Source organism: Hymenobacter sp. PAMC 26628, assembly GCF_001562275.1.
GTDB lineage: Bacteria > Bacteroidota > Bacteroidia > Cytophagales > Hymenobacteraceae > Hymenobacter.
The window spans coordinates 2,227,348-2,253,996 of record NZ_CP014304.1 but is presented as its reverse complement, the minus strand read 5'-3'; the positions used below and the strand labels follow the sequence as shown (position 1 = coordinate 2,253,996).

Below are 26,649 nucleotides of genomic sequence, written 5' to 3'. Positions count from 1 at the left end.
GCCGGGTGCGGAAGCCGGAAATTTAACGTGCACCGTAGGGCCGCGTTTGCGCCTTATACACTGAAATATAGGGGATAAGGCGAAAGAAATTGGCGCTTTTGCTCGCTTTTTCGCTGCAACTTGGGCCCAAACCGCGCCGTTTAGGGGCTTGCACGTGTAGCATTCGGGCGTAGGTTTTATGAAAAAGGAAGACATTGTTTTCAGCGACTGGCACCGCTGGGTGTTTGGCATGGCCCCGCCGTCGTTCACGGGAGAGGTGGCCCTCCGGGCGCTGGTGCTGTTCCTGGTCATGCTGGTAATCATCCGGCTGCTGGGCCGGCGCATGAAGGGCCAAATGTCGGTTAGCGAGCTGGCCGTGGTGCTGACCCTGGGGGCCATCATCGCGGGGCCCATGCAGATCCCGACCGCCGGGCTGCTGCCCAGCGTGGCGGTGCTGGTGGCGGTGCTCAGCATGCACCGCCTCAGCAACTGGCTGGCGTTCAAGTACCGGGCGGTGGAGCTGGCGCAGCAGGGCGACCTGGCCCTGCTGGTGCGCGACGGCTGCCTGGACCTGGCCGCGCTGCAACGCCAGGCCCTCTCGCAGGAGCAGTTGTTTGGCCAGCTGCGCAACAAAAACATTGTGCAGCTGGGCGAATTGCGCCGCGTGTACTTCGAATCCAACGGCCGCCTCAGCATCTACAAGCTGCCCGCGCCCCAGCCCGGCCTGAGCGTGCTGCCCCGCGCCGATGCGCCGCCGCCCGCCGCCGAAGGGCCCGCCCAGGGCCAGCGGGCCTGCGCCACCTGCGGCCACGTGCCCGCCCCCGCCGACCACGCCGGCACCCACTGCCTGCGCTGCGGCGCCGAAAACTGGGTGCCCGCCGTGCTCGCTTAAAGCCTGCCCGGGGCGGCCGCGCCCACGGCCGGCGCGTTGCGCGGGCGGGCCCCCGGCCGCTTGCGCAACGCGCCGGCCGCTTGTTGTTTAAACCGCATTTTTAGTTAGACCGAAATGCCGCCGCCTCCCCCGCCCCATATTACCGATTACCTGCGCATCCTGATGGGCGACGTGCCCTGGAGCTTTCTGCTGGAAGCAGCCATTCGCTTGGCGCTGATGTACTTGGTGCTGCTGGCGGGCCTGCGCCTGATGGGCAAGCGCATGGCCGGGCAGGTCAGCCGCACCGAACTGGCGGGGTTGGTGGCGCTGGCCGTCAGCATCGGCATTCCGCTGCTGTCGGCCGACCGGGGGCTGCTGGCCCCGGTGGTCATTGCGGCCGTGGTGGTGGTGGCCCACCGGCTCGTGACGCACTGGGCCGCCCGCCGCCCCACCGCCGAGTACCTGCTGCAAGGCACCGTAACCACGGTGGTGGCCGACGGGGTACTGCAATTGCCCACCATGGAGCAGGTGGTGCTGTCGCAGGAACGGCTGTTTGCTCAGCTGCGGGGCGAAAGCCTGGAGCACCTGGGCCAGGTGCGCCGCCTGTACATGGAAGCCAACGGCACGTTCAGCTTGGTCGAAGCCGACGAGCCCGCGCCCGGCTTGTCGCTGGTGCCGGGCTGGGACGAAGACTTCCGGGGGGCGCAGCCCTTGGCCCCGGACACGTTTGCCTGCCTACGGTGCGGGCAAACGGCGGCAGCGGCGCAAGCCCCCGCTACGGGTTGCCCGCACTGCGGGGCCCAGCAGTGGGAGCCCGCCGTAACGGTCTGCGAATAAGCTGGTCGTGCCGCACGGGGCCCCCGGCGCTGAGCGGACGGCAGTTAGGCCGGCACCACCGCCGGGCTTAAGCAACGGTTGAAGACATTAGCATACCGTGTTGGTAACCTGTTTGTTATTTTTTAGTATATGGGAGGAAAAATGCGGCCAACGCTACAACGTCGGCAGCTTAAACCCAACGCAAACCGGATGAACCAACCAGCAGCTGTAGAAATTTGGGGTGGGGTGGAATGCACGTGCCGGCGCGTCGGCGAGGCGTATTCCGACCAGCTCGTGCGTAATGGCCACCGCGACCGGCTCGACGATCTCGACCGCTTTGCTGCCCTGGGCCTGTGCACCCTGCGCTACCCCGTGCTCTGGGAAACGGTGGCCCCCGAGAGCCTCGACCGCCCCGACTGGCAGTGGCCCGACGAGCGGCTGGCGCGCTTGCAGGCGCTGGGCATCGCGCCCATTGTGGGCCTGGTGCACCACGGCAGCGGCCCCCGCTACACCGCCCTCGACCAGCCCACGTTTGCCCCCGGCCTGGCCCGCTACGCCCGCATGGTGGCCGAGCGCTACCCCTGGGTGCAGTACTATACCCCCGTGAACGAGCCCCTGACCACGGCCCGCTTCAGCGGCCTCTACGGGCTCTGGTTTCCGCACGGGCGGAGCGACGCCGCGTTTGTGCGCATTCTCATCAACGAGCTGCAAGCCACGCGCCTGGCCATGCTGGCCATCCGGGAAGTGAACCCCAGGGCCCAGCTCGTGCAAACCGAGGACCTGGGCCAGGCCCACGGCACCCCGGCGCTGGCGGCGCAGGTCGAGTTTGAAAACCACCGCCGCTGGCTGACGTTTGACGTGCTGGCCGGGGCCCTCACGCCGGCCCACCCGCTGTGGGACTACCTGCGCGGCCACGGCATTGCGGCGGCCGAATTGCAGGAATTCATCGACCACCCGCTGCCGCCCGACGTGCTGGGCCTCAACCACTACGTTACCAGCGAGCGGTACCTCGACGAGCGCCTGGACCTGTACCCCGGCCAGCCCGCCATCCGCGGCCTCCACCACCCGGCCTACGTCGATTTGCAGGCCCTGCGCGTGGCCGGCGTGGCCACGGCCGGCCCCGAAGCGCTGCTGCGCACGGCCTGGGAACGCTACGGCCGGCCCCTGGCCATCACCGAGGCGCACCTGGGCTGCACCCGCGAGGAGCAGCTGCGCTGGCTGTACCAGCTGTGGGAGGTGGCCGGCCGCCTGCGCGCGCACGGCGTCGACCTGCGCGCCCTCACCGTGTGGTCGCTGCTGGGGGCCTTCGACTGGGACAACCTGCTGACCCAGGACGGGGCCTCGTACGAGCCCGGCGTGTTCGACGTGCGTGGTGGGCAGCCCCGGCCCACGGCCCTGTACCCGCTGGTGCACAGCCTCATCCGGCGCGGCGACTACGCGCACCCCGTGCTGGACGGCCCCGGCTGGTGGGAACGCAACATCCGCTTCGACTGGCCGGTACAGGCCGCCTAACTCGTTTGCTGCTTAAGTGCCTGGCCTGAATTGGTTATGCATTAATTCGAGCGCAATAAGCTATTTATCAATAAGAAAGCAAAAGGCTCAATACTTATGGCTGATTCCCAACCCCTTCTCATCACCGGGGCCCACGGCACGTTGGGCCAGGCATTTCGGCGCGTGTGCCGCATCCGGGGCCTGCACGCGATGGCCCTCGACCGGGCCGCGCTGGACGTGGCCGACGCGGCGTCTGTGGAAAGCGCCGTGCGCCAGCACCGGCCCTGGGCCGTGGTGAACGCCGCCGGCTACGTCCGCGTCGACGAGGCCGAGGCCGACGACGCCCGCTGCTACCGCGAAAACACGGTGGGGCCCCGGCGGCTGGCCGCCGCCTGCGCCGCGCACGGCGCGCAGCTGCTCACCTTTTCCTCCGATTTGGTATTCGATGGCCAGCAGGCCGAACCCTACCGCGAAGGCGACCCCGCGCGCCCCCTGAACGTGTACGGCCACAGCAAGCTGCTGGCCGAGCAGGCCGTGCTGGCCCGCCTGCCCGCCGCGCTGGTGGTGCGCACCAGTGCTTTTTTCAGCGCCTGGGACGAGCACAACTTCGTGCACCACGCGCTGGCCGCTGCCCGCGCCGGCCGGCCCTTTGCAGCGGCCGACGACCTGGTCATGTCGCCCACTTACGTGCCCGACCTGGTCAACACGGCCCTGGACCTGCTGCTCGACGGGGCCCGCGGCCGGTGGCACCTCGCCAACCAGGGCCCCTGCACCTGGGCCGAGCTGGCCCGCCTGGCCCTGCGCACGGCTGGCCTCGACGAGGCGTGCGTGCAGCCGCGCCCCGCCGCCGCTTTCGGCTGGGCCGCCCAGCGCCCCCGCTACAGCGTGCTGGGCAGTGCGCACGGGGCCCTGTTGCCCAGCGTCGAGAGTGGCCTCCAGCGCCATTTGAAAGACGAGCGCCTGCTACAGTCGGCCAACCCGCCGGCTGTTTTGGTAGGGTAGCGGGGAAGGAGCGTACCGGCCGTTCAGTTGATTACATAACGGCACAACGACCGGTGCGCTTAGCGCCTGTCCAACTGGGCTGTCATGCCGTGCGCCGCCGCGGTCTCTCGCCCGCTTTGTGGTGGTGGCCGCTGTTTACTGCTACACGCGGGATGCCTCGGCTGCGCTCGGCATGACCGTTTCTCGGTTGCTTTTTCGGATAGCTTCTTAGCGCCGTCGCCGCCAAAAGAACAGGCCGACGCAGGCCAGCCCCAGCCCGAGGATGGTCCAGTCGCGCCACTGGCGGGCCTGTTGGGCGGCGTCGAGGTCGTCTTCGAGGGTGAGCTGGCGGGCCATGGCGCGCCGCTCGCGCTCCTGCACGTTCAGCTGGTGGTTTTGGATTTCGGCCAGGCGGTCGGACGTGAGGTTGCGGTCGTCGCGGCTGGTGATTTGCAGCGTGGCGGCCGTGTTTTGGGCCGCTTGGGCCGTTTGGTTGAGCACGGCCACGATTTGCTCGTCCTTGTTCACAATGCCTTGCAGGGCGTCCACCACGGCCTGCAAGTCTTTCTTCGACGGCTTATCGCTGAGGCCAAATAGGCTGTTGCGCTGGGCCCGGGCGGCGGCGTAGCGGCGCGTAAGTACCTGGCGCTCCGCCAGCAGGCGGGGCAAGGGCGAAGCAGCAGGCGGCGCCTGGGCGGCCAGCAGGGGCCCCAGCATGAAGGTGGAAAGTAAGCGAGCGGAAAAGGTCATTGGGTGGGAAAGCAGCCGGCAGCCCGAGGCCCCGGCGGCGGGGTAATAGGAATAGGTACGAGCAACAGTACGCACCGGCCACTTTTTCGTCCATAGCCTGCCCCGCGGCGCTACCTTTAAGGTATCTATCCGCCGCCCGTTTTGCCCAAATCTTACTACGCCCGCCTTGCCGCGCTGGCCACGGCCCCTGCCGCCACGCCCGCCGACCAACTGCCCAAGCTGCGCCAGCTCCTCGAACAAGTGCTGCGCGACGAGTGCCGCCGCCGCGAATCGCCCTTCGCCGACCTCAGCCAGGCCATCGGCCTCGTGGCCTACGACCACCGCCTGCCGCCGCTGCTGCGCCGCCAGCTCCAGAACCTGCGCCTCACCGCCAACCTGGTGCTGCACGAAAGCTACCCCGGCACCCCCGCTGAAGCCGCGGCCGGCTTTAGGGCCCTGGCCCAACTGGTGCAGCACCTCACCGGCGCGGTGTATGAGGGGCCGGTGCCAGCCGGCGGCTTGCAAGATGCTGAGGATGAGCAAGCGGTGAACCGCGGCGAAGCCCTCGCGGCGCAGCCCCTGGCCGCCGCGCCCGCCTGGCGGGTGCAGGTGCTGCACGCCGACCTGGCCACCGGGCAGCTCACCGCCGAAATGTGCGCGCCCGCCGACGGCTGCCCCGCGGGGCCCTTCGACGTGGACCTGCCCGCCGCCTACGAAAACCTGCTGCCCCTGGCCGCCGCCCTGCACCCCGTGCTGCACCTGGTGGGCCCCGTGGCCCAGCCCGACGGCCGCATCCGTCCGCGCCGGGTAGTGCTGGAGCCCGACTACCTGGTGAACGTGACCACCATCGCCGAGTGCGCCCAGGCCAGCGGCACCATCCCCGAATGGGCCCTGCTGAACGCCTTTTTGCCCGACGAAACCTCACGCCCGCTAGTAGTCGGCAACCTGGTGAACATGCTGCTGGACGAGGAGGTGAGCCACGCCGCCCGGCAAGACGAATGGGTGGCTGGTAATCAGTTATTAGTTGCTGGTTGTCAGTTGTCAGTAAATGCAGGCCAGGAAAATACTGGCAACCAGCAACCAGCAACCAGCAACGAACAACCAACAACTGCCAGCGAACAACTGCCAACTAGCCATCAGCAACTGACAACTGACAACGAACAACCAGCAACTGAATTCGACCTCGAAGGCTTCTTCAAGCGGCGGCTGTTTCGCTCGAACCCACTGACCATTAGCGCGCTGCCCGATTTCCAGACGCGTACTGGCGTGCCCGAGCTACTTGGCGACCTGCGCCGCCACTACCGCACGTTGCGCGCCAGCCGGGCCCAGGGCTTCATTGCCGGCAGCCGTACGGGCTACCAGCAGCAGCCGCTGTGCGTGGCCGACTGCTTCCTGGAACCGTCCTTTTTATCGGCTACCTACGGCTTGCAGGGGCGCCTCGACTTACTGCACGAAAGCCCCACCGGCTACGACATCATCGAGTTGAAAAGCTCGACCAAAGTGCCCCACGGCGAGCCCTGGAGCAACCACGCCGCCCAGGCCCAGCTCTACCGCCTGCTGCTGGAGTCGGTGTTTGGGGCCGACGGGGCCACCGCCGGCCGGGGCCGCACCAGCATCCTGTATTCCAACGCTGCCCCCGACCAGGCCCCCGTGCGCCGCGTGGACCAGGACGCCGAACTGGTGGACCGGCTGCTCTCGGCCCGCAACCAGCTCGTGGGCACCGAGCTGCTGCTGGCCCGCGCCGCGGGCCCCGGGGCCGTGGCCCAGCTGCTGGCCCCCGTGCTGCACCCCAACCTGGCCGCCCTGCCGCCCTTCGGCAAGGCCAAGGCCGAGAAAATGGCCCAGGCCTGGGCCGCCGCCGACCCCGTAGAGCGCGCCTACTGCCTGGAAATGACCCGCTTCGTGGCCCGCGAAATGCGCCTGACCCTGCTCGGCGACGACGCGCGCCCCGGCGACGCCGGCGGCCAGGCCGGCCTGTGGCGGCTGCCCGCCGCCCGCAAGCACCAGAACTTCAGCTTGCTCGACGGCCTCGAACTGCGCGAAGACCACAGCAACGCCCCCGACACCGCCCGCGGCGGCCTGGGGCCCCACCTCATCTTCCGCCGCCCGGCCGGGGGCCGCGAAGTCAACTTCCGGGCCGGCGACACGCTCATCCTCTACCCGCGCCGCAAGGCTGCGGGCGCAGATCCGTTGGCTGACAACTCGCCTTCGGATGAAAAATTCCCCGGCCCCCAGCCACTAGCTAATAGCCAGGCATTGAGCGTGCTTGACGCGCAGGTGGTGAAGGTGGTGCTGGCCGAAGACCTCACCGCCGACGGCCCGGTGGTGCTGAGCGTGCGCAACCGCCGGCTGGCCCCGCGCTACCTGGCCGGCCACTCGCACTGGGCCCTGGAGCCAGACACCTACGACACGTTTCGGCGCGAATGGGCGGGCCTCTCTTCCTTTCTGAACCTGGCCCCCGAACGCCGCCAGCGCCTGCTGGCCCGCCTCGGCCCGCGCCGGCCCGACGGCTGGGACGCCGCCGCGCCGCCCGCCACCGCCGCCCCCGAGGTGGTGGCCCGCGCCCTGGCCGCGCCCGACTGGTTTGTGCTCTGCGGACCGCCCGGCACGGGCAAGACGCGCGCCGTGCTCAAGGAGCTGGCCGTGCAGCTATACCAGGACGATAAGCAGGCGCTGCTGGCCGCCTACACTAACCGCGCAGTGGACGAGATTTGCGAGCAGCTGGTGGCGGCCGGGCTGCCGTTTATTCGGGTTGGCTCGCGGCTGGGCACGGCCCCGGCGTACCGGCCGTATTTGCTCGATAACATGATTCGGGACTGCCCCAGCCGGCAGACGGTGCGAGCGCGCCTCACGGGCTGCCCATTCTACGTGGGCACCGTGGCCAGCCTGCTGGGCAAGCCGGAGCTGTTCTTGCTCAAGCAGTTCGACCTGGCGGTGGTGGACGAGGCCAGCCAGGTGCTGGAGGGCCCCATGCTGGCGCTGCTGGCCAAGGTGCCCAAATTTGTGCTCATCGGCGACCACCGCCAGCTGCCCGCCGTGGTAGCCCAGGGCCCCGAAACCAGCGCCATTGCCCCGGAAGTGGCCGGCCTGCTCCGCGACGAGCTCGGCCTCACCAACCTGCGCAACTCCTACTTCGAGCGCCTGTTCCGCCGCGCCGAGGCCCACTGGCCCCACGCCCACGGCACCCTGGCCGACCAGTACCGCATGCACGCCGACCTGGCCGCGCTGGTGAACGACGACTTCTACGACGGCCAATTGCGTTGCCCGCTGCCCTGGCAGCACGCGCCCCTCAGCCGCCCCGGCTGGCCCGCGTCGGCCGACGCTTTCCTGGCGCGGGTGCGCAACGAGCGGCTGGTGTTCGTGCCCACCCGCCGCCAGCCCGAGGATTTGTCGATGAAGGAATCGGCGCAGGAAGCCGAGCTGGCCGCCCGCGCCGCCGCCGCTGTGGCCCAGGGCTACGGGGCCGATTTCAACGCCGAAACCACGCTGGGCATCATCGCCAGCTACCGTAACCAGGCGGCCCGCATCCGCGCCCGCCTGGCCCAACTGGCGGTCGAGCTGAACCTGCCCAACTTGCTGCACGTCAGCGTTGATACCGTGGAGCGCTACCAGGGCTCGCAGCGCGACGTCATCATTGTCAGCTTCTGCTGCCACCACGAGCACCAGCTGGAATTGATGGCCTCGCCCGACGAAACCGGTCAGGTGGACCGCAAGCTGAACGTAGCTGTGACGCGGGCCCGGCAGCAGCTCATTTTGCTGGGCAACGAAGAGGTGCTGCGTCGGGCCCCGCACCACGCCGCCCTGCTGGCCCGCATGGAAGCCGCCGCGGTGGCTGGCCAGTAGCTTGGACTCTGCGAGTCCGAGCGCGAGCACAGCGAGTAGGCGGTACTAAACGATTCCTTGCGCCATATGCTCGCTGCGCTCACGCTCGGACTACAAAGTCCAAGCTACAGGCCGAGTAACAGTCCTTGGTTAAACAGGTATAAAGCCTATTGAACAGCGCTGCCATTTTCGGTCGGCTGCGCAATGGCCGCTGCGCACGCCGCACCGATGGCTTGGTCTTGCTCAAAATTGCCCCCGGCGATGCCTACCCCGCCAATTACCGCATTTTGCCAGACCAACGGAAACCCGCCGGGCAGGCCCGAAATGGCCGGATTGGTCGCGAACGAGGCCTGCAAGGCCGGAAATTTCTGACCCAGCTCGCCCACCACGTGGCTGGGCAGGCGGAGCTGCGACGCGGTGACGGCTTTGAGCCGGCTGCTTTCCAAGGCGAAGTAGCTGCACCCTTCGTGTCGCACCAGGGCGCGCACGTGCCCCCCGGTGTCAACGACGGTGACGGTAATGGACAACTGCTGGCGCTGGGCTTCTTGCTGCGCGGCAAATAAAACGGCTTCAAGGAGGGCCTGGGTCATGGGGTGGGGGTTAGCGGGTGCCGGGGAAAAACTTTTCGTCTTCCAGGACGAATGTGTCGCGGGTGCGGGCGTAGCGCGAACCCGCCATGCGGCCGATGGCGCGCAGCTGCGTAAAATCAACCCGGAAGCGTTCATCGACCAGGGCGTCGTCGAGGTGCAGGAACACGATTTCGCCGATGACCAGGCGCGAGCGGCCCACCTCGACCACGTGCAGCGTCCGGCACTCGAAGGACACCGAGGCTTCGCCGATGCGTGGGGCCCCCACCACGGCGCTGGCTACCGGCGTCAGGCCCGCAAAGTCAAACTCTGACACGCCGGCCGCCAACGGCGCGGCCGTGCGCGCCATCTGCTCGGCGTAGTCCTCCGTGGCCATGTTGATGACGAATTCGCCCGTGCCGCCCTGGGCGGGCAGCTGCGCGTTGCGCAGCGTGTCTTTCCACGTGCCATCGGGCTTGGGGCCGGCCACGGCAAAGGATACCGCCATTGGGGCGTGGCCCACGATGTTGAAATACGAGAACGGGGCCGCGTTGAACACCCCCGCGGGCGAGACGGTGGACACGACGGCGATGGGCCGGGGAATGATGGCGCCGGTGAGCAGCTTATAGCGGGCTTCAATTGGCAATAGGTCGGCGGATAGCTGCATGAAGTGGGGAATGGGATTAGCGGATACAATAGTAAGCACTACTAACCAAATAGTAACCCGTGCTGACTACTTTTGGTTATGAAAGCACACGCCGACTTAACCCGCCAGATAACCGAAAAGAACCTGGCGGGCCACGTGCACCATTTCTCGCGGCTGCTGGCGCAGCTCAGCGAGCACCGCTGGGCCGCCGATGGCTACCCCGAGCTGCGCAGCGGCCACGTGCAGCTGCTGCGCAACCTCGACCCAGCCGGCACCCGGGCCACGGTGTTGGCGCAACGGGCCCAGGTAACCAAGCAAACGATGGGGCGCGTAGTGAAGGAGTTGGTCCGCACTGGCTACTTGGCCCTAGGGCCCGACGCGGCCGACAGCCGCGCCCAGCTCGTGCAGCTGACGCCCCGCGGAGCCACGTTTTTAGCGTACCTGGCCACCACGTTGGTGGACCTGGAGCACGCCTTCGGGCGGGTGCTGGGAATGCCCCGGTTGGCCGAGTTCCAGGCCGCCCTGCACGAGCTGACCGCCTTTGCCGAAGCCCGGCGGCAACAACTACCCTGACAGCTTCGGCCGGCCGTTGGCGAAACAGCTTGCTGGTTGGTTAAAGCGGTTTCGGAATCGGTGTACAGTTTCGTTCAACGGTGCGCCTCGCGGGCCCCCTTTGGGGCCGGCCCCAAAGGGGGCCCGCGAGGCGCATCGTAAGGTCAGAACTTAAAAGTGCGCCCTAGGTTGGAAGCCGCGCCCCGCGGCGGCTACGGCCGGCTGGCCAGGCCCGCGGCCGCCGCCGGGGCCCGCTGCGCAAACTTGCGAAATTGCTTGGCCGTGAGCACCGTTACCTCGTCGGCGCTGGCCAGCCACACTCGTTGCTGGGCATCGACTTGCACCAGCACGGGTGGGGCAGAGGTGGTGGCGCCGGGCAGAGCGGGCAGCGGCACCAGCAGGCGCTGGGGCGCTACTTCGTCGGTGGCCGGGGCGGCGGCAAGGGGCCCGGGGGCGGCGGCGGGCAGCAGCAGCAGGCCCATGGCCGTGGCGAACACGCGGCCCGCGCCGGGCACGCTGGCCACGCCGAACACCTCGTTGCCCGGCTGGCCGAGAAACTTGACGGTGGGCACTTCGGCTTCGCCGGCGGCCTGGGGGGCGGGGTTGAGCACACTGATGGCGTCGGACATGATGACCCACAGGGCCCCGGTGTTGTCGGGCAGCAGCTTCTCCACGAGGTTGTCGGGGATTTCGCGGTTGGCCACGCCTTCCTCGTTGTAGCGCGTCCACTCGGGGCCCTGCTTGCGGCTGAGGCCCACGTTGGTGCCCAGCCACACCGAGCCGTCGGCCGTGGCCGCGCCGGCGGTGATGGCCGGCGTGTTCAGCTCGGCCACGAAGGTGCCGCCCGGGGCCCGGCGGAACGCGCCGTAGCCGTCGGCCCCCGCCCACAGGGCCCCCTGCGCGTCCTGAAACAGCGTGGTGATGCGGGCCGTGGCCGCCGCCCCGGGGAGGGCCAGTGGGTGCGGGCGGAAGCCGGCCGGGCCCAGCCCCAGGCCCAGGGCCCCCTGCTGGGTGCCCAGCCACAGCACCGTATCGGCCGCGGCGGCGCACTGGATTACGTTGGGTGACTGGTACTTGCGCACGAACTGCGTGCCTTCGAGCCGAAACACGCTGCGCTGCGTGACGAGGTACGTGGCCCGGCCGGCGCGCAGCAGCGCCACGGGCGCCTCGTGGCCCGCCACGGCGTAGGGTGGCCGGGGGCGGGCCGCGGCCGCCCGCGGGGCCCCCGGCAGCAGCAGGCCCAGCAGGGCCCCCAGCAAAAGGTGGCGGCGAAGCAGGGGGCGGGACAGGGGCATGGGCGCTGAGAAAAATGGCAGCAGTCTAAAGCGGGGTGGTCCGGCAACAGAGAAAGTCGCCGGACCACCCCGCTTTAGGCCACCACCGAAAAATGGGTTTTGCAAAGATAAAAAAGGGCACTGGGCGGCGGGTTATGGTAATATTAAGTTAAGGGCTGGTACTTTTTTAATTAATAATGAAGGCTTGATGAACAGGTAACGCCGGCCTCACGGGGGGCGGGGACTTTTGCGGGCGGCAAACGCTTACTCATTCCCTCCACCTTTTTTCGGTTTTTATGAAGGTCAGATTTTTACTCGCTGGGGGCCTGCTGCTGGCCGCCGGGGCCCGGCACGAGGCCCGCGCGCAGGCGGCGTCCACCAACCAAAACGTCATCCTCTACATCGGCGACGGCTTCGGGCTGGCCCCCAAAACCGCTACCCGCATGGCCCTGGGCCAGGGGCGCGACGGCAAGCGGTTTGCCACCGACGCCGGCTTCCAGGTGCTGAACCTGGACAAGATGAAGTACAACGCCACCGCCACCACGCACTCGCTCAACTCGTGGATCACGGACTCGGCCCCGGGGGCCTCGGTGTACGCCTGCGGCAAGCCCGGCAAGCAAGACAACGAGGTGATTTCGCTGAATGCCTCCAGCGGCGCGGCCATCGAAACGATCCTAGAGGCGGCCAAGAAGCAGGGCTACGCGGTGGGCCTGGTGAGCACGGCCCGCATCACGCACGCCACGCCGGCCGCGTTTGCCAGCCACATCTGGTACCGCGACCTGGAGGATTACATTGCTGCCCAGTACATTGCCTCGACCCAGGCGCAGTACGAGGCCATCTATAATAGCAGCCCCACGGCCGCCTACCGCTACACCGCCACCCGCGACTGGGTGCTGCCCACCACCAAAGTGGGCGTGGAGTTGGATGTGGTGCTTGGCGGCGGCGCCCGCCACTTTTTGCCCCGCACCCGCGGCGCGGCCAGCCCCTACGAAGCCGTGGTGGACCGCACCGGGGCCCCCATCCTCAACGCGGCCGGCGCCCCCGTGACCCTCAAAGGCAACCGCGCCGACGACGTGGACCTGGTGAAGTACGCCGTGGAGCAGCGCAACTACCAGTACGTGAACAGCCGCGACGCCTTGCTGAACATCGACCTGGCGCAGTACGGCCCGGGCGGCAAGAAGCTGCTCGGCCTCTTCAACGCCTCGCACGTCAACTACGAGCAGGACCGCCAGACCAGCGCCGCCTGGGAGCCCTCGCTGGCTGACATGACGGCCTTGGCCATCAAGGTGTTGCAGGCCAAAAGCAACGGCAAGGGCTTCTTCCTGATGGTGGAAGCTGGCCGCATCGACCACCTGGAGCACTCCAACACGGGCGGCATTTCGGTGGTGGCCGGCTCGGGCACCACTAACCAGTACGTGGTGGACGCCGACCGGCCGGTGTACGCCGGCGGCGGCGACGCCGGCGTGACGGCCACGCCCACCACGGCGCGCACCGCCGACGTGTACGGGTCCGATTACATGATCAAGGAAGTGCTGGCCTTCGACTACGCCGTGGCCGAGGGCCGGGCCCTGATGGCCACGCCCACCAGCGGCAAAACCCTGATTTTTAGCACCTCCGACCACGAGTGCGGCGGCTTTGCCGTGACGGGCCTGCACGACGAGGACAACGCCAACAAGAATGGCACCAAAATCCGCACCTACGCCGGCCAGATCGGCAAGTCGGTGGCCGCCGAGGCCGGCTACGCCACCCCCACCAACCTGGTGCGCGGCGACGGCGGGGCCAACGGCTGGTTTCCCGACTACACGCTGGCCACCTTCCAGGGCAAAACCTACCCGCAGCCCACCTCGGCCACGGCCAAGCGCATCGTGGTGGCCTACGCCTCCAACCCGCTCACCAACGGCAACGGCGCCGCCCAAACCGGGGCGGTGGGCAACCACACGCCCCAGGACATTTGGGTGGCCGCGGAGGACAACACCAACACCCACGCCCAGCAAATCACCGGCCGCGGCCTGCTCGACAACACGGCCATCACGCCCATCCTGGCCGATTTCATGCAGCTCACGCTGTTCGCCACCACCCTCAGCACCCGCGGCAACACCACGGGGCCCCTGGCCACGTCTAGCGTGCAGCTGAGCCCGGTACCGTTTGCCGACCGCTTCCAGGTGGCCTTCAACCTGGCCACGGCCGGGGCCGTGACGGTGGAGTTGTTCAACGAAATCGGCCAGAAAGTGCAAACCGTGGTGACCGGCCAGTCCTACGGCCCCGGCGCCCACACCGTGGCCGTGGACGGCACCCGCCTGCGCACCGGCCTCTACGTGGCCGCCGTGACGGTGAACGGCCAGGTGGTGTCCCAGAAAACCATCAAGCTGTAACGCCGCGCCTCACCAGCGCCAGGTAGAAAAGAGGAGCGGCTTGCCGCTCCTCTTTTTTGCATTTTGGGGCCCCGGCGCACCGAAGAGTACAGGAGGGTTGGGCGGTAACCGCGGGGCTTCTTGCGGGCCGTTGGCTGGGGGCCCCGGCCGTTGGCCCGCGCTGGGTTTTACCGCCGGTTTACTATAGGAATGCGGCGCGGTGGACGGGTTAAATGGCTTCAACTCTTTGCCGATTTAGTTAATATAAACACGCCAATGGAAGAAATTGCCTTCACCATGCAGCTGCGGCCCGGGGTGGCCGCCGAGTACCAGCGCCGCCACGACGACCTCTGGCCCGAGCTGGCCGGGGCCCTGAGCGCGGCTGGCATCCGCGACTATTCCATCTTCCTGGACGCGGCCAGCGGGCGGCTGTTTGGGGTGCAAAAACGGGTGGCCGGCCATACCGCCGACGCTTTGCCGGGCTTGCCCGTAATGCGGCGCTGGTGGGCCCACATGGCCGATTTGATGGAAACCAACCCCGACCAGTCGCCGGTGGTGACGGTACTGGCGCGGGTGTTTCACCAGGACTGACCCGCGGCGGCCGGCGGGCCCGGGTTAGATTTCAATTCGGTGGGTTCCTAGCGCAACGGCGCGCTGTACCGCCAAGCCGCGCTGGCACCGCAGGGGCCTTGCCCTAGGGCCCCCAGGTAGCGTAGGCAAGGCCCCTGCGCCCTGCGGTGCCAGCGCGGCTTGGCGGTACAGCGCGCGCCCATCAGCTGGGGCCCGGGTTGGATTTAAGCCCGAATTTCTGGCAGTTTCCGGGCTTACTTGCGGGCATGAAGAAACCTTACCTGCTGGGGGGCCTGCTGGCCGCGGCGGCCGCCGGGCTGCTCGCCGCCGGGGCCCCGCCCGTGCCCGCGCTGGCCAAAGTGCGGCAGTACCGCCAGCGCCACGAGCGCGAATTGCTGGCCGATTTCACCCGGCTGCTGGCCATCCCGAACGTGGCGGCCGATTCGGCGGGGCTGCACCGCACGGCCGGCGCCATCGCCGAGCTGATGCGCCAGCGCGGCATCGGCGGCGTGCAGCTGCTGGGGGCGGCCACGCCGGGCGTGCCGCCGGCCGTGTTTGGGGAGGTGCGCGTGCCCGGGGCCACCCGCACGCTCATCTTTTATGCCCACTACGACGGCCAGCCCGTGAACCCCGCCCAGTGGGCCCCGGGCCTGAGCCCGTTCGGGCCCGTGCTGGCCACGGGGGCCCTCAGCGCCGGCGGCCAGGTGGTGCCGCTGCCGCCGGCGGGCACGCCGCTCAGCCCCGATTGGCGCCTCTACGCCCGCGGCAGTTCCGACGACAAGGGCGGGGTGATGGCCATCCTGGCCGCCTACCAGGCCCTGGCCGAAAGCGGCGTGCAGCCCACGGCCAACCTCAAGTTTTTCTTCGAGGGCGAGGAGGAGCGGGGCTCGCCGCACCTGGCCGAGCTGCTGGGCCGCCACAAGGCGCTGCTCGCGTCCGATTTGTGGATCATCTGCGACGGGCCGGTGCACCAGTCGGGACGCAAGCAGGTGGTGTACGGGGCCCGGGGCGACGTGAACGTGGCCCTGACCGTGTACGGGCCCACGCGCCCGCTGCACAGCGGCCACTACGGCAACTGGGCCCCCAACCCCGCCATGGCCCTGGCCCGGCTGCTGGGCTCGATGCAGGACAGCACGGGCCGCGTCACCATCGCCGGCTTCTACGACGACGTGGTGCCGCTGACCGCCGCCGAGCAGGAGGCCGTGCGCCAGATTCCGAACAACGACGCCGCCATCCGGCAGGGGCTGGGCTTTGCCCGGGCCGACGGCCGGGGGCAGTCATTGAGCGAGCTCATCAACCAGCCCTCGCTGAACATCAACGGGCTGCGCAGCGCCAACGTGGGGCCCCAGGCGGCCAACGTCATCCCCACCACCGCCGAGGCCGTGCTGGATTTGCGCCTCGTGCTGGGCAACGACTACCAGCGGCAGGTGGCCAAGGTCGTCCACCACATCGAGCGCCAGGGCTACTTCGTGACGCGCGCCGCGCCCACCGCTGCCGAGCGCGCCCAGCACCCGCGCCTGGCGCAGGTGACGCCCGCCGCCGGCTACAACGCCCAGCGCACGCCCCTGGACCTGCCCCTGGCCCGCCGCGTGGTGGCGGCCGTGCAAAGCACCGTGGCCGAGCCGGTGGTGCGCCTGCCCACCTCGGGCGGCAGCCTGCCGCTCTTCGCGTTCAAGGAAGCGCTGGGGGCCACCACCCTCACCGTGCCCATCGCCAACTACGACAACAACCAGCACGCCGAAAACGAAAACCTGCGCCTCGGCAACCTCTGGGACGGCATGGAAACCATGGCCGCCGTGATGACCATGCCGTAAGCAATGGATGTTTTTTAAGTAGGCCCACCCCCAAATAATTGATAGACGGATCGAGGCTGTTATTTATATGGGCCGTTACTTTAGCTGCGTATCTTTCGAGTAATGGAATTCTACTTCATAGACGCCCACTTAAAATGTAGTTTACGGTTTTTGCTGTGGGTTCTAACACTTATTGGTAGTGCCACGATGGCCCTACAACTGTGCGCGCAGTCCAATGGCCCCGCACCGCATAACTCAGCAGTACTGTTTGAGAATGCTGATGAAGTCGTTATTTACACCAAAGACAGCACAGACATTGCTCTCCGAAATATTGCTCAAGCACTGCGAGCGAAGGGATTCGTCATTGATACTATCATTCCATCATTGATTCACGCACAGGTCACGAAAGTTCCGAGCATCTATGGCTCGACAGAGGCATCAGACGCATCTGTGACTGCTTATTTACGGACCCGAGGCAGTGAAACGCTCATTTTCCTGCAAGGATATACTGTCAAGCAGTCGAAGCTTACTACTACCCGCAAAGTGAGCATGGAGTGCACTCAATACCATGGCCCACGCCGCGGGTATTTGAAAGCCTCCTTTCGGCAGTTGGAAGCTGTCGCTCTTTCCTACCCAAATGGAAGAGTAGTGTATCAGGTAGGTATGTGGGAAAATAGATTGCGATAAAATCCATTTTCTCACCGCCATATTTTATACATTGATCGTGCAGGTCCTAACGACGGCAATCCACATTTAGCATAACGAGCGCGCCCGCCGGGGCCCCTAGCCTATAGCCCGGGCGGCCTGGTTACGCTCCACGCCGGCCACGAGCAGGGCCCCCAGGGTGTAGGCCAGCACGTCGCCCCACTCGAACTGGCTGCCCAACACGAGCCGCGCCGCCGCCGAGTGCGCCAGGCCCAGGCGCGCCAGCAGGTGGGCGTATTGGGCCGCCTCGATGAGGTACGATAGGAGCAGCGCTGCCCACACGGCGGGCACGGTCGGCGCCGCCCAAAAGCTGCGTAGCAGGCAATAGAGCAGTACGGTGGCCAGCACATCGCCCCCGTAGGGCCGCAGCAGGGCATCGTGGGCGAAGGCGGCAATGCCGGCCTCGGCGCCGAATAACAGCGTGGCGAGCAGAAAATACCCGCGGCGGAAAGTAAGCACCTCAGCGGGTGGGGGCGCGGTGGGGGCCCACCGGGCACCGCGCGGTGGTGGGCTGGGGCAGCGCCGCGTCGGCCGCCGGGGCCCCATCGAGCGCGTGGATGCGGGCCCGGTACGCCGCCGGCAGCAGGGTGCTTTTAGCCCACTGGCTGACGGCCAGCTGCCGGGTGTGCCGGTACACGGCCAGGGCCGGGCGCACCGCCGCGCCGCGGCCCAGGTGCAGCAGCGCGCGCACGGCGGGCGGCACCACCAGGCCCTGCACGGCGCGCAGCAGCGGGTAGCGCAGGGGCCCCAGGTGGCGGCGGTACTGCCGGTACAGGTCGGCGGTGTAAGGGCTGGGCACGAGGTGCGCGGCCAGGTGCTGGGCGCGGGCGGCCTGCCAGTCGGCGTAGCCCGTGGGCAGCCCGGGGATGCCCATGCGCTGGCCCACGCGGCAAAACACGGCCACGATTTCCTCGCGCTCGGGGCCCGTGAGGGGCCGCTCCAGCACCTCGAAGGCCCCAATGGAGTAGGCGATGAGCAGGAATAGCACGTCGCGGTAGGCCCCGGCGGGGATGGGCCGGCCGCGCTTGGCCTCCACCGCCGCGTGGATGGCGGCCATGGCGTCGATGGCCCGCTCGGCCCCGGCGCGGTCGGCAAACACGATGCGGCGGGCGTAGTCCACCGTCGAAAACAAGCGGCCCAGCGGGTCGGCCGGCAGCCGCCCGGTGAAGTAGAGCCAGTCCACGGCCTTGTTGAGGGCAAACTCGGCCGCGGCCCCGGCGAAGATGAACAGCACCGTATCGGCCGTGCCCCAGATGCGGCGCACAATGGACCCGGGAGCCACAAAATAAGTCATAAATAGAAGAAGCAAAAGCGAAAAAATAGCATCAGCCGCGGCTCAACGGCCCGCGTTAAATACGTATTAAAAGAACTTTGAAATACAAAGTTAATCTCGTTCCATTCTTTACAAACCATTCAGCCGAAGATTTATATCCCGGGTAGGCACTGAGGGGCGTCTTTTTGGGTAGCCCGCACCGGCAAAGGAGTGGGGGGCCGCCGCCCGGGGGCCCCTGCGGGCAACCGGGGCCCCGTGGCCGCGAAATACTGCTAACTTTCCGCACCATTATCCACACCCGAAACCCATGCTCCGTCTCCTCGCCGCGTTTTTTTCCCTGCTGCTGTTGCTCACAACAAGCCCGCCCGCCGGGGCCCAAGCCAAAGCGGGGGCCCCCGTGCGGGTGGGTGTGGCGGGCCTCACGCACACCCACGTGCACGGGATTCTGGGCCGCGCCAAGCGGGGCGACATCGAAATTGTGGGTATTGCCGAGCCCAACCGGGCGCTGGCCGAGCGCTACGCCAAGCAGTACGGCCTGCCCATGTCGCTGGTTTACAGCTCGCTGGACGAGATGCTGAAGAAAACCAAGCCCGAGGCGGTTACGGCGTTCGGCAGCATCTACGAGCACCTGGCCGTGGTGCAGGCCTGCGCGCCGCGCGGCATCCACGTGATGGTGGAGAAGCCGCTGGCCGTGAGCGTCGACCACGCCCGCCAGATGGCGGCGCTGGCCACGAAGCACCACATCCACCTGCTCACCAACTACGAAACCACCTGGTACGCCTCCAACCGCCAAGCCTACCAGCTGGTGGACCAGGAAAAGGCCATTGGTGACATCCGCAAGGTGGTGGTGCACGACGGCCACCAGGGCCCCAAAGAAATTGGGGTGAACAAAGAATTTCTGGACTGGCTGACCGACCCGGTGCAAAACGGCGGCGGGGCCCTCGTCGATTTCGGCTGCTACGGCGCCGACCTGCTGACGTGGCTCATGCACGGCGCCCGGCCCCTGTCGGTCACGGCCGTGACGCGGCAGCTCAAGCCCGAGGTGTACCCCAAAGTAGACGACGACGCGACCATCCTGGTGAATTACCCCAGGGCCGAGGGCGTCATCCAGGCGTCGTGGAACTGGCCGTACGCGCGCAAGGACATGGAGATTTACGGCCAAACGGGCTCCGTTATGACCGTGGACGGCAGCCACATGCGCGTGCGGCTCAGCGAAAAACAGCCGGCCCAGGACCAGACCGCCCCCGCGCCCCCGGCGCCCTACGACGAGCCGTTTGCCTACCTGGCGGCCGTGGTGCGCGGCACCGCGCCGGAGGACGTGCTGTCCGCGCTGCCCACCAACCTGATCGTAGTGGAGATTCTGGAAGCCGCCAAGCAGTCGGCCAAAGAGGGCAAAACGGTGTACTTCTCGAAATAATTAGGGCCCCCGGGGCCCTAATTCAGCACCTTTTCGATGGCCACCGGCTTGCGCTTGTAGAAGAACAAAATCAGCAGTGGCAGCAGCGTCAGCTCGGCTACCACGCCGAAGAGCAGCGTAAGGCCGATGAGGAAGCCGACGTAGAACGTGCCGTCGAACGAGGAAAACAGCAGCGTGGAGAAGCCGCCGACCAGAATCAGCGACGTGACGATGACGGCCTTGCCGGCCAGCAGGTAGGTGTGGCGCACGGCCCGGAACACGGACGTTTCGTGGGCCAGGGTGAGGCGCAACTTGCTGATGAAGTGGATGGTATCGTCCACCGCGATGCCGAAGGCGATGGTGAAGATGATGCTCGTGCTCACCTTCATGCTCACGCCGGCCAGGCCCATCACGCCGGCCACGATGAGGATGGGCACCAGGTTGGGGATGAGCACGATGATGGTCATTTTGAATGACTTGAACAGCGCCAGCACGATGAGCGTGACCATGAGAATGTCGATGCTCATGCCGGTTATCATGTTGAGCGTCAGGTTCTCGTTGTTCTTGTCAATCAAATTGGACGAGCCCGTGAGCCGCGTGCGCAGCACCGTGGAATCAATGCGGGTGCGCAGGAACCGGCGCAGCCCGGCGTTCAGCGCATCGGCCCGGATGCTGCCCACGTCGGCCATGCGGCCGGTGAGGCGGCCGGCGCTGCCGTCGGGCAGCGCCAGGGCCCTAAACTCGGGCTTTTTGCGGAACAGGCGCAGCTTGCTTTGCAGGCCGCGCAGCTCGGCCGAATCGGCGGGGAGGCGGTACGCTTCCAGCCCGCCGCCGTGCAGGGCCTTGCGCACCGACTTGACGAGCGTGACGGGCGAGGCGGCGAAGCGCAGGCCGTAGGGCCCCCGCAGGTAGTCCTCGATGCGGGCGGTTTCGCGCAGCACCGCCAGGTCGTACACGGTGCGGCCGGGGGCCGGCTTCAGCTCCAGCTCGAAGGGCCGCACGCCAGCAAATTGCTTCTCAAAAAAGAAAAAATCCTGCCGCACGGGGTCGCTCTTCGACAAATCATCGAGCAGCATGGAGTTGATGTGCACCCGCGTGGCCAGCCCAATGGAAGCCGCCACCACCAGCCCGCTGACCGTGAAAATGAGCCGCCGCCGCGCCAGCACCTGCCGGAACAGGCGGCTCAGCACGCCGTCCCAGCTGTGGCCCTGGGTGCGCGCCACCCGCAGCTGCGGCTTCTTGAGGAGCGTGAGCAGCGCCGGCAACAGCGTGAAGCTGAGCACGAACGCCAGCAGCACGGCGATGCCCGTGAACAGCCCAAAGTTGTAGATGGGCCGGATGGAGCTGGTCATCAGCGTGAAAAAGCCCAGGCTAGTCGTCACGGCCGACAGCGCCGAACCGAACCCCGATTCCTTGATGGTAACGCGCAGGGCGTCTTTTTTGCTGGCCCCGTAGCCTAGCTCGGCCACGTAGCGGGTGATGATGTGCACCGTGTCGGAGGTGCCCACCACGAACATCATCACCGGCAGCAGGGCCGTCATCAGGTCGATGCGCACCCCGCAGGCCCCCATCACGCCCAGGCCCCACAAAATGGCCCCCAGCACCACCACCAGCGGCAGCGCCACGCCCCACCACGTGCGAAACGTGAACCACAGCAGCCCCGTCACGAGCAGCACCGAGAGGCTCATGAACACCACCAGCTCGCGCTGGAGCCGGTCGACGAACACCGACTGGGCCACGGCGCGGCCCGCCAGGTGGTAGCTGCTTTCGGGGAAGCCGTATTGCTTGAGGCCCCCGCGCAGCACGGCCAGCAGCGAGTCGCCGGGCGGCTTTTTGAGGTCGGGCGTGGTTTGGATGACCAGGGCCACGGCCCGGGCGTTGGGGCTGAACACGTTGCCCACCAGGCCCGGCGTGCGGTAAATCAGGGTGGAGTCGCGGGCCCGCTGGGCGGGGTCGGCGCGGTAGGCGGCCGGGCGCAGGTAGGGCAGGTTGAAGAAGCCCAGGCCCTCCACCACGGGGTTGGTGAGGGTGGTGGGGGAGGTGACGGCCACCACGTGCCGCTGCCCCCGGGCCAGGCGCGTGAGCGAATCGACGCGGCCCAGGAAATCGGCGTCGAACACCGTCCGGCCCTTGGGGGCCTCCAGGCCCAGCAGCAGGTAGTCGTTGTCGTTGCCGAAGCGCTGGGTGTAGCCCTGGTAGTAGTCCAGGTCGGGGTCGCCGGCGGGGTAGAAGTCGTTGAAATTGTAATTGAACCGCAGCTGGGCCACATAAAAGGCGCTGAGGGCGGAGAGCAGCCCCAGCACGAGCAGGGCGAAGTAAGCAGAACGGCGGAGGGACATAAACGGAAGGGGCGCAAAACCAGGTTTTGCGGAAAAAGCGGGGCCCCGGCCGGCCGCGCCACAGTGTCGGCCGCGTGTGCTATCTTGCGTAGCGGCGGGTCGAAAACGCCCGCTTTCGTCCTTTTGTTTCTCTCAACTCAATTCCTTCTCCTGCCATGAAAAATACCCTGCTCGCCCTCGCCCTGTTTGCCACCGGCGCCACTGCCTTCGCCCACACGGGCCCCGGCAAGCCCGCCGCCAAAAAAGACAACTGCCCCGCCATGGCCGCCGCCCAGTGCACCCGCGGCATGGCCACCGGCAATATGGCCGGCATGCCCGCCTGCTGCCGCGCCAAAATGGCCGCCGCCAAAACCGCCGGGGCCCCCGCCGCCACCAAGCCGATGGCCAAAACGATGTAAGGACTGGCTTGCCGGTTTAACAAAAAGGGCCGCTCCGGTAAGGAGCGGCCCTTTTTTATTTTCTACCTAAATGTCGCATCACGGGTTAGTACAGTTGGATCAAGGGCTAATCTATCGGCAAATAGAGACTTTAACTGTTTGGCTATTTCGGTTCGATTTACGGTGATTGGGTTACGCCGCGATTTTAAGTAGTGCTCCCGCGTCATCTTTTCTACCCATTCTCTCACTGTAGCTACTCGCCAGGTATTGCCAGTGTATTGGGCAACCATCGCCGCAATAACAGAAATTGTGAGCCCGGTGCAGCCGGCGGTGCTGCTGAAGAAAAACGAGGTGAATGAAGCGAGAAACATAATTATAAGCCCCATTACTACAGATTCTGAAGCACCGTGAATATCCAGTGTAATGCCTGTTCTGGCTTCTACTGAATTCAGGATTTTTCGGCGTTTATACCGGCTACCAGGTAGAATGTCCTTGAGGCGAGAAGCTGGTGTGATTGCCAAACCAGGGACGTGCGGCGCCAAGGCTTGGCGTAGCTTGTAAAATGCTTGTTGGGCGGTACAATCTGGCGCGTCGGTCAAATGAATTTTTGATACGGTAATGTCGCAGAATTCCCCGAATGTGGTCACGTGTTCTAACTCGCCCTGACTGAATTTAATACCAAGGGAGGTTTCTATCACTGGGATTAAATCCTCAATGTCTTCTGTGCAAGTGTTTTCAAGCCGGTCGATGTCCATCGGGGTTGAGTCTTTTGTGAGTTAATCAAAGATTAGGATTCCTGCGTGTAGTTACGGAGAATATTGGTCAAACTCGTCACGTGCACTAACAAGCAGCTTCGAGGTTTGAACTGTTGGCGGGGCCCGTAGGCGTTTTACCTTTGGTTTGTTATGCGCCAATACCAAGCCCTCCTCCGCCAAATCCTCGACCACGGCACCGCCAAAACCGACCGAACCGGCACGGGCACCAAGTCAATTTTTGGGCCCCAGATGCGGTTCGATTTGGCCGAGGGCTTCCCGCTCGTCACCACCAAAAAAGTGCATTTGAAGAGCATCATCTACGAATTGCTGTGGTTCTTGCAGGGCGACACCAACGTCGCCTACCTGCAGGCCAACGGGGTGAAAATTTGGGACGAGTGGGCCGACGCCGACGGCGAACTGGGCCCCGTGTACGGCCACCAGTGGCGCTCGTGGCCCGACGGCCGCGGCGGCCACATCGACCAGATCAGCCAGATCATCCAGCAGCTCCGCACCCAGCCCGACTCGCGCCGCATGGTGGTGAGCGCCTGGAACGTGGCCGACCTGCCGGCCATGAAGCTGCCCGCCTGCCACGCCCTGTTCCAGTTTTACGTGGCCGACGGCCGGCTCTCGTGCCAGCTCTACCAGCGCTCGGCCGACGTGTTCCTGGGCGTGCCGTTCAACATTGCCTCCTACGCGCTGCTCACGCTGATGGTGGCCCAAGTGACGGGCCTGCAGCCCGGCGAGTTCATCTGGACCGGCGGCGACACGCATTTGTACAGCAACCACCTGGAACAGGCCGAGTTGCAGCTCACCCGCGCGCCGCGCCCGCTGCCCCACATGCGCCTCAACCCGGCCGTGGCGGACATCTTCGGTTTCCAGTACGACGATTTTAAGCTGGAGAATTACGACCCATGGCCGGCCATCAAGGCCCCGGTGGCCGTATAACGGAGCGAATGAAAAACTGGATAATTGGGTTGCTGTTGGCGGGGAGCGGGCTACTGGCCGCCCGGCCCGCCCGCGCCCAAACCGGCGAGTACGCCGCCCCCGGCTTCCCGATGCTGCCGCAGCGCCGCGAGCCGCCGCCCGCGCCGGGGCCCCCCAAGCTGGCCTCGCCGGTGCTGCCCCGCTTCTGGCACGAGCCCGACCCGGAGCGGCAGTCGGCGGGCCGCAACAAGTTTTTTGACTTCGTGTCGGCGCAGGCCAAGTTCCCGGAGGGGGCCCGGCCCACGGCGGCCCAGCCCAACGCCCTGCTGCCCACCGGCCGCCTGCTGGTGAGCGTGCAGGTGCGGCCCGACGGCTCGGTGCGCCAGCCCCCGCGCGTGACCAAGCGCGAGCTGGCCCAGCCCGAAACCGCCTACACCCCCGCCGCCCTCCGCGCCCTCGACGCCGAGGCCCAGCGGGTGCTGGGGGCCCTGCGCTTCGTGCGCTCCAAGGCCGCGCAGGATTCGCTGCTCGTGCCCATCCGCTTCATCGCGGAGTAGCTTTGCTTGCAAAACTGTTCTGCTCAACAACATGACTTTTCTTGCGATAGCCGAAGCCGTTTTAAAAGATTCATCACCTCTAAACGCTCAACAGATATGGGATAAGGCATTGATTTCCGGTCTGGCTGCGCAAGTGAAAACAACAGGAAAAACGCCTTGGGCTACGCTCGGGGCCCAATTGTACGTTGACTTAAAAAACAACGCAGCCACTAAATTTTGCAAAGTTGGTAAAGGAAAATTTGCGCTTGCAGAAATGCAGCAGACAGTAGATACTTCGATTGTGGCTGCTGTATTACCTGAATCTATTAATATCGAAGCTGCAGGTAACCAGAAGAAAGTAGAAAAATTGTTACAATCGGTTAAACAAGAAGAATATTATTTAGAAAAACATTTGCACCCTTTTTTAGCTCACTTTGCTTTCTATAAATTGAAAGCATATGCAAAAACGCTAAATCATAGTAAATCGGCGAAAAGCAGTTATGGCGAATGGGTACATCCTGACATGGTTTCTTGTGCTTTTCCATTTCTTCAAGATGGGTGGCATAGCGAAGTTTCCAGCTTGAGTCGCTCCATTGGCAACGCTTCAATCCGGTTGTGTTCTTTTGAATTAAAACGCAAGCTTGATATGACTAATTTGCGCGAAGTGTTTTTTCAGGCAGTCTCGAACTCTTCATGGGCAAACGAAAGCTATTTGGTAGCAGCTAAAATATCTGATTCACAAGATTTTTTAAGCGAACTAAAGCGTTTGTCCTCTTCTTTCAACATCGGTGTTATTCGTCTCAATACCGAACATCCCGATAAAGCAGAAATAATACTTCCAGCTCGGTTTAAAGAAAATCTGGATTGGGATACTATGAATAAATTAGCAATGAATAAAGATTTTAAAGATTTTTTGTCGAGAGTTCAGAAGGATTTAAAAAGTAACGAAGTTTATAAAGAACAATATGATAAAGTGTTCTCACAATCAGAGTTATTGAAATCTATCGAAACAATTCAATTCGGTTGATTTTTGAATTGTGCATCAATATGATGCGATTTAAAAATTGTCAGATCAATCCGTTTCACCGCCCGCACCGCCGCCACATTGGCCGTGAAAACCGCGTCGGCCGCTAACAATTCTTCCGGTGGGAAAAGCCCTTCGCGGCACGCCAGGCCCTGCGCCTTGGCCGCCCGCAGTACCTGGGCCCGCCGCACGCCCGCCACGCAGCCGCTGGCCAGCGACGGCGTGAATAGGGCCCCGTCCTTCAGCCAGAAAATGGCCGCGGCGCCGGCTTCGGCCACGTGCCCGGCCGCGTCGCAGAGGATGATTTCGTCCCAGCCGCGCTGCTGGCGCTCGTGGGCGGCGCGCACGTAGAGCCACGCCTGGGGTCCCTTGCAGAAGCTGAGCGGCGAAAACAGCGAATGTGTTTCCTGGGCAAAACCGGCTTGCGCAATGGGCGCTTCGTCGGGCGCGAAGGGTTCGGCGGTGGCCAGCCACTCGGCGGTGGCGGTGGGCGGGGCGTAGCGGCCGCCGCCGGCGCGCCACAGCTGCAGGCGCAGGCGGGCGGCGGGCAGGCCGTTGGCGGCGGCCAGGGCCCCCAGGGTGGCGGCCAGGGCCCCGGGCGTGGCCAGGGTAGCTGGCAGCGTCAGGTACAGGGCGGTGGCGGCCTGCTGCATCCGGGCGAGGTGGTCGGCGGTGTAGCGCAGGCGGTTTTCGGCGAACACCAGGGTTTCAAAGAAGCCGTCGCCGAAGGCTAGGCCGCGGTTGGGCAGGGGCAGGGCAAAGGCATCGGCGGCCACCAACTGGCCGTTGTGAAGCAGGAACATAGCGGCGGCGGGTACGATGAAACGGGTGTGGTAGACGGTCGGTGGGGCCCCAGTGATGAGAAGCGGATGCGGCAAA

24 protein-coding genes are annotated in these 26,649 nt (G+C 65.7%); 15 read left to right on the top strand and 9 right to left on the bottom strand.

Annotation, left to right across the window (positions count from 1 at the left end; translation table 11 throughout):
* The first annotated feature begins 178 nt into the window (after nt 1-178).
* From AXW84_RS09880 to AXW84_RS25490, 4 genes are all read left to right on the top strand, one after another.
* On the top strand, nt 179-871 hold the full coding sequence (locus AXW84_RS09880; protein ID WP_068232135.1) for a DUF421 domain-containing protein: 693 nt from the start codon (nt 179-181) through the stop codon (nt 869-871).
* Nucleotides 872-985: 114 nt separating this feature from the next.
* Nucleotides 986-1,687, top strand: a complete 702-nt coding sequence (locus AXW84_RS09875; protein ID WP_068232133.1) for a DUF421 domain-containing protein — start codon at nt 986-988, stop codon at nt 1,685-1,687.
* Between the two features lie 189 nt (nt 1,688-1,876).
* Entirely contained in the window at nt 1,877-3,178 is a 1,302-nt protein-coding gene (locus AXW84_RS25495; protein ID WP_204248439.1) for a family 1 glycosylhydrolase, read from the top strand.
* A 96-nt stretch (nt 3,179-3,274) separates the two neighbouring features.
* Complete coding sequence (locus AXW84_RS25490; protein WP_204248438.1) at nt 3,275-4,159, top strand: SDR family oxidoreductase; 885 nt, start codon at nt 3,275-3,277, stop codon at nt 4,157-4,159.
* A gap of 207 nt (nt 4,160-4,366) precedes the next feature.
* Here AXW84_RS25490 and AXW84_RS09865 read toward each other — a convergent pair whose 3' ends face one another.
* Nucleotides 4,367-4,888 carry a hypothetical protein gene (locus AXW84_RS09865; RefSeq protein ID WP_157886922.1) on the bottom strand — a complete coding sequence of 174 codons (522 nt, stop codon included), beginning with the start codon at nt 4,886-4,888 and terminating at the stop codon, nt 4,367-4,369.
* Between the two features lie 141 nt (nt 4,889-5,029).
* On the opposite strand from AXW84_RS09865, the gene AXW84_RS09860 reads away from it, so the two are divergent.
* Nucleotides 5,030-8,710, top strand: a complete 3,681-nt coding sequence (locus AXW84_RS09860) for an AAA domain-containing protein (RefSeq protein ID WP_068232127.1) — start codon at nt 5,030-5,032, stop codon at nt 8,708-8,710.
* A 146-nt stretch (nt 8,711-8,856) separates the two neighbouring features.
* Here AXW84_RS09860 and AXW84_RS09855 read toward each other — a convergent pair whose 3' ends face one another.
* Nucleotides 8,857-9,279, bottom strand: a complete 423-nt coding sequence (locus AXW84_RS09855; RefSeq protein WP_068232124.1) for a GlcG/HbpS family heme-binding protein — start codon at nt 9,277-9,279, stop codon at nt 8,857-8,859.
* A gap of 10 nt (nt 9,280-9,289) precedes the next feature.
* Entirely contained in the window at nt 9,290-9,922 is a 633-nt protein-coding gene (locus tag AXW84_RS09850; RefSeq protein ID WP_068232122.1) for a flavin reductase family protein, read from the bottom strand.
* Between the two features lie 78 nt (nt 9,923-10,000).
* Between AXW84_RS09850 and AXW84_RS09845 the strand changes: the two genes are divergently transcribed.
* Nucleotides 10,001-10,474 (top strand): MarR family winged helix-turn-helix transcriptional regulator, encoded by a 474-nt coding sequence (locus AXW84_RS09845; RefSeq protein ID WP_068232119.1) that lies wholly within the window; start codon nt 10,001-10,003, stop codon nt 10,472-10,474.
* 191 nt (nt 10,475-10,665) lie between these two features.
* Here the strand turns inward: AXW84_RS09845 and AXW84_RS09840 are convergent, their stop codons facing one another.
* Nucleotides 10,666-11,748 carry a hypothetical protein gene (locus AXW84_RS09840; protein ID WP_068232116.1) on the bottom strand — a complete coding sequence of 361 codons (1,083 nt, stop codon included), beginning with the start codon at nt 11,746-11,748 and terminating at the stop codon, nt 10,666-10,668.
* 275 nt (nt 11,749-12,023) lie between these two features.
* On the opposite strand from AXW84_RS09840, the gene AXW84_RS26335 reads away from it, so the two are divergent.
* From AXW84_RS26335 to AXW84_RS24750, 4 genes are all read left to right on the top strand, one after another.
* Nucleotides 12,024-14,099, top strand: coding sequence for an alkaline phosphatase (locus tag AXW84_RS26335; RefSeq protein ID WP_082773808.1), 2,076 nt, complete (start codon nt 12,024-12,026; stop codon nt 14,097-14,099).
* 255 nt (nt 14,100-14,354) lie between these two features.
* Nucleotides 14,355-14,669 (top strand): L-rhamnose mutarotase, encoded by a 315-nt coding sequence (locus AXW84_RS09830; RefSeq protein ID WP_068232112.1) that lies wholly within the window; start codon nt 14,355-14,357, stop codon nt 14,667-14,669.
* Between the two features lie 245 nt (nt 14,670-14,914).
* Nucleotides 14,915-16,462 carry a M20/M25/M40 family metallo-hydrolase gene (locus tag AXW84_RS09825; RefSeq protein WP_068232109.1) on the top strand — a complete coding sequence of 516 codons (1,548 nt, stop codon included), beginning with the start codon at nt 14,915-14,917 and terminating at the stop codon, nt 16,460-16,462.
* Nucleotides 16,463-16,564: 102 nt separating this feature from the next.
* Nucleotides 16,565-17,128: a hypothetical protein gene (locus AXW84_RS24750; RefSeq protein WP_157886921.1), complete on the top strand. Its 564-nt coding sequence runs from the start codon at nt 16,565-16,567 to the stop codon at nt 17,126-17,128.
* Nucleotides 17,129-17,224: 96 nt separating this feature from the next.
* On the opposite strand, the gene AXW84_RS09820 is transcribed toward AXW84_RS24750, so the two are convergent.
* Together AXW84_RS09820 and AXW84_RS09815 are read right to left on the bottom strand one after the other, a co-directional pair.
* The gene (locus AXW84_RS09820) at nt 17,225-17,605 is read right to left on the bottom strand and encodes a ribosomal maturation YjgA family protein (protein WP_068232106.1); all 381 of its coding nucleotides are present in this window, start codon (nt 17,603-17,605) and stop codon (nt 17,225-17,227) included.
* Nucleotide 17,606: 1 nt separating this feature from the next.
* Entirely contained in the window at nt 17,607-18,440 is an 834-nt protein-coding gene (locus AXW84_RS09815) for an oxygenase MpaB family protein (RefSeq protein WP_068232102.1), read from the bottom strand.
* Between the two features lie 286 nt (nt 18,441-18,726).
* Here AXW84_RS09815 and AXW84_RS09810 point away from each other — a divergent pair, with 286 nt between their 5' ends.
* Nucleotides 18,727-19,836 carry a Gfo/Idh/MocA family protein gene (locus AXW84_RS09810; RefSeq protein WP_068232099.1) on the top strand — a complete coding sequence of 370 codons (1,110 nt, stop codon included), beginning with the start codon at nt 18,727-18,729 and terminating at the stop codon, nt 19,834-19,836.
* 17 nt (nt 19,837-19,853) lie between these two features.
* On the opposite strand, the gene AXW84_RS09805 is transcribed toward AXW84_RS09810, so the two are convergent.
* Nucleotides 19,854-22,154 (bottom strand): efflux RND transporter permease subunit, encoded by a 2,301-nt coding sequence (locus tag AXW84_RS09805; RefSeq protein WP_068232092.1) that lies wholly within the window; start codon nt 22,152-22,154, stop codon nt 19,854-19,856.
* Nucleotides 22,155-22,309: 155 nt separating this feature from the next.
* On the opposite strand from AXW84_RS09805, the gene AXW84_RS09800 reads away from it, so the two are divergent.
* Nucleotides 22,310-22,552 carry a hypothetical protein gene (locus AXW84_RS09800; protein ID WP_068232087.1) on the top strand — a complete coding sequence of 81 codons (243 nt, stop codon included), beginning with the start codon at nt 22,310-22,312 and terminating at the stop codon, nt 22,550-22,552.
* Between the two features lie 62 nt (nt 22,553-22,614).
* On the opposite strand, the gene AXW84_RS24745 is transcribed toward AXW84_RS09800, so the two are convergent.
* The gene (locus AXW84_RS24745) at nt 22,615-23,286 is read right to left on the bottom strand and encodes a hypothetical protein (RefSeq protein WP_071891166.1); all 672 of its coding nucleotides are present in this window, start codon (nt 23,284-23,286) and stop codon (nt 22,615-22,617) included.
* A 150-nt stretch (nt 23,287-23,436) separates the two neighbouring features.
* Here AXW84_RS24745 and AXW84_RS09795 point away from each other — a divergent pair, with 150 nt between their 5' ends.
* Genes AXW84_RS09795 through AXW84_RS23190 form a run of 3 tightly spaced genes read left to right on the top strand, consistent with a single transcriptional unit; the run spans nt 23,437 to nt 25,773 of the window.
* On the top strand, nt 23,437-24,231 hold the full coding sequence (locus tag AXW84_RS09795; protein ID WP_068232085.1) for a thymidylate synthase: 795 nt from the start codon (nt 23,437-23,439) through the stop codon (nt 24,229-24,231).
* 8 nt (nt 24,232-24,239) lie between these two features.
* Nucleotides 24,240-24,767, top strand: coding sequence for a hypothetical protein (locus tag AXW84_RS09790; protein ID WP_157886920.1), 528 nt, complete (start codon nt 24,240-24,242; stop codon nt 24,765-24,767).
* Between the two features lie 31 nt (nt 24,768-24,798).
* Nucleotides 24,799-25,773 carry an HTH domain-containing protein gene (locus AXW84_RS23190; RefSeq protein ID WP_071891163.1) on the top strand — a complete coding sequence of 325 codons (975 nt, stop codon included), beginning with the start codon at nt 24,799-24,801 and terminating at the stop codon, nt 25,771-25,773.
* Here the strand turns inward: AXW84_RS23190 and AXW84_RS09785 are convergent.
* Nucleotides 25,761-26,573 (bottom strand): aminotransferase class IV, encoded by an 813-nt coding sequence (locus AXW84_RS09785; protein WP_068232074.1) that lies wholly within the window; start codon nt 26,571-26,573, stop codon nt 25,761-25,763. The two genes, AXW84_RS23190 and AXW84_RS09785, sit on opposite strands and share 13 nt — an antisense overlap.
* Nucleotides 26,574-26,649 lie beyond the last annotated feature (76 nt).

What these genes read in the sequence shown, in the direction of transcription:
- AXW84_RS09880 (WP_068232135.1), top strand. Translation starts at nt 179, where the DNA reads ATGAAAAAGGAAGACATTGTTTTCAGCGACTGGCACCGCTGGGTGTTT.
- AXW84_RS09875 (WP_068232133.1), top strand. Translation starts at nt 986, where the DNA reads ATGCCGCCGCCTCCCCCGCCCCATATTACCGATTACCTGCGCATCCTG.
- AXW84_RS25495 (WP_204248439.1), top strand. Translation starts at nt 1,877, where the DNA reads ATGAACCAACCAGCAGCTGTAGAAATTTGGGGTGGGGTGGAATGCACG.
- AXW84_RS25490 (WP_204248438.1), top strand. Translation starts at nt 3,275, where the DNA reads ATGGCTGATTCCCAACCCCTTCTCATCACCGGGGCCCACGGCACGTTG.
- AXW84_RS09865 (WP_157886922.1), bottom strand. Translation starts at nt 4,888, where the DNA reads ATGACCTTTTCCGCTCGCTTACTTTCCACCTTCATGCTGGGGCCCCTG.
- AXW84_RS09855 (WP_068232124.1), bottom strand. Translation starts at nt 9,279, where the DNA reads ATGACCCAGGCCCTCCTTGAAGCCGTTTTATTTGCCGCGCAGCAAGAA.
- AXW84_RS09850 (WP_068232122.1), bottom strand. Translation starts at nt 9,922, where the DNA reads ATGCAGCTATCCGCCGACCTATTGCCAATTGAAGCCCGCTATAAGCTG.
- AXW84_RS09845 (WP_068232119.1), top strand. Translation starts at nt 10,001, where the DNA reads ATGAAAGCACACGCCGACTTAACCCGCCAGATAACCGAAAAGAACCTG.
- AXW84_RS09840 (WP_068232116.1), bottom strand. Translation starts at nt 11,748, where the DNA reads ATGCCCCTGTCCCGCCCCCTGCTTCGCCGCCACCTTTTGCTGGGGGCC.
- AXW84_RS26335 (WP_082773808.1), top strand. Translation starts at nt 12,024, where the DNA reads ATGAAGGTCAGATTTTTACTCGCTGGGGGCCTGCTGCTGGCCGCCGGG.
- AXW84_RS09830 (WP_068232112.1), top strand. Translation starts at nt 14,355, where the DNA reads ATGGAAGAAATTGCCTTCACCATGCAGCTGCGGCCCGGGGTGGCCGCC.
- AXW84_RS09825 (WP_068232109.1), top strand. Translation starts at nt 14,915, where the DNA reads ATGAAGAAACCTTACCTGCTGGGGGGCCTGCTGGCCGCGGCGGCCGCC.
- AXW84_RS24750 (WP_157886921.1), top strand. Translation starts at nt 16,565, where the DNA reads ATGGAATTCTACTTCATAGACGCCCACTTAAAATGTAGTTTACGGTTT.
- AXW84_RS09815 (WP_068232102.1), bottom strand. Translation starts at nt 18,440, where the DNA reads ATGACTTATTTTGTGGCTCCCGGGTCCATTGTGCGCCGCATCTGGGGC.
- AXW84_RS09810 (WP_068232099.1), top strand. Translation starts at nt 18,727, where the DNA reads ATGCTCCGTCTCCTCGCCGCGTTTTTTTCCCTGCTGCTGTTGCTCACA.
- AXW84_RS09805 (WP_068232092.1), bottom strand. Translation starts at nt 22,154, where the DNA reads ATGTCCCTCCGCCGTTCTGCTTACTTCGCCCTGCTCGTGCTGGGGCTG.
- AXW84_RS09800 (WP_068232087.1), top strand. Translation starts at nt 22,310, where the DNA reads ATGAAAAATACCCTGCTCGCCCTCGCCCTGTTTGCCACCGGCGCCACT.
- AXW84_RS24745 (WP_071891166.1), bottom strand. Translation starts at nt 23,286, where the DNA reads ATGGACATCGACCGGCTTGAAAACACTTGCACAGAAGACATTGAGGAT.
- AXW84_RS09795 (WP_068232085.1), top strand. Translation starts at nt 23,437, where the DNA reads ATGCGCCAATACCAAGCCCTCCTCCGCCAAATCCTCGACCACGGCACC.
- AXW84_RS09790 (WP_157886920.1), top strand. Translation starts at nt 24,240, where the DNA reads ATGAAAAACTGGATAATTGGGTTGCTGTTGGCGGGGAGCGGGCTACTG.
- AXW84_RS23190 (WP_071891163.1), top strand. Translation starts at nt 24,799, where the DNA reads ATGACTTTTCTTGCGATAGCCGAAGCCGTTTTAAAAGATTCATCACCT.
- AXW84_RS09785 (WP_068232074.1), bottom strand. Translation starts at nt 26,573, where the DNA reads ATGTTCCTGCTTCACAACGGCCAGTTGGTGGCCGCCGATGCCTTTGCC.